This is a genomic window from Streptomyces katrae, from assembly GCF_000966975.1.
Classification (GTDB): Bacteria; Actinomycetota; Actinomycetes; order Streptomycetales; family Streptomycetaceae; genus Streptomyces; species Streptomyces katrae.
Map to the genome: position 1 here is coordinate 1 of NZ_JZWV01001259.1, position 1,002 is coordinate 1,002.

2 protein-coding genes are annotated in these 1,002 nt (G+C 71.9%); one reads left to right on the forward strand and one right to left on the reverse strand.

Annotated features, from left to right (window positions below):
• Nucleotides 1-236, reverse strand: a 236-nt coding sequence (locus VR44_RS35870; protein WP_045951842.1) for a gamma-glutamyl-gamma-aminobutyrate hydrolase family protein, incomplete at its 3' end; no start/stop codon positions are given.
• 247 nt (nt 237-483) lie between these two features.
• On the opposite strand from VR44_RS35870, the gene VR44_RS35875 reads away from it, so the two are divergent.
• Nucleotides 484-1,002 (forward strand): LysR family transcriptional regulator (locus VR44_RS35875; RefSeq protein ID WP_045951843.1); only part of this gene is annotated, 519 nt, incomplete at its 3' end.

The following is a 1,002-nucleotide window of genomic DNA, read 5'->3' on the forward strand; positions in this document are numbered from 1 at the left end:
GCCCCGTACAGTGCGGGATCGAGGTCCTCGCCCCCCGCCAGGACGATCGCGTCCAGCCGTCCGACCACGTCGGCCGCGGCCTCCGGCGCGTCGGGCGGCAGCAGTACGGCGCGGCCGCCGGACGCCCGGACGCAGTCCGCGTAGGCCGCGGGCAGCACTGCGGCGGGAAGGTCCCACTCACCCCACTGCGCGTGGGCGAGGTAGGTGGTGATTCCGATGAGTGGTGGCTGGGGCATACCACTTCCTTTCGGGGCATGAGGGGCGACCGTCGACAGCCGGAGCCGAACCGAACGCCCCGCCGCGGCAGGCTGCGGCGGATGGGGAGGTGGTACTGGCGGAGGTCACCGGGACGGTGGGGGAGGGGTTTTCGCGGGCCGAGTGCGCAGGCTTGCGTTTTTCTTGCCGCTGGCAAGAATCCTCCTGGCGTTCATCTCCAATCACAAGAAAACACATCTTCGCGACAGATAAGTGAGCCTTAACCCCGTGCACGGACTCGATCCCCGCCTGCTCGCCACCCTCGAAGCCGTCGTACGGCACGGCTCGTTCAGCGCCGCGGCACGTGAACTCGGCTACAGCCCGCCCGCGGTCTCCCAGCAGATCGCCGAACTCGAACGCCGCGCCGGCCTCAGGGTGCTCGAGCGCCGCCCCGTTCGCGTCACACCGGCCGGCGAAGTCCTCCTCGGCGCGGAGCAGGGCGTCCGCAGCGCGCTGGCGGCGGCCTCGGCCGAACTCGGCGCCATGCGTGCCGGTACGGCCGGACGGATCCGGCTCGGCGCCTTCGCCTCGGCCGCCACCGGCATCGTTCCGCAGGCGCTGGCCCGGCTCCAAGCGGCCTACCCGCACGTGCAGGTCAGCCTCAGCCAGCTGGAGCCCGAGGCCGGCTACAACCGGATCAAGCGGGGGGACATGGACCTGGCCCTGAGCTACGACTACGACTTCATCCCCGTCCCGCCGCCCCGGACGCTGCGCCGCACGCTGGTCGCACGGGACCCGGTGGTGGCC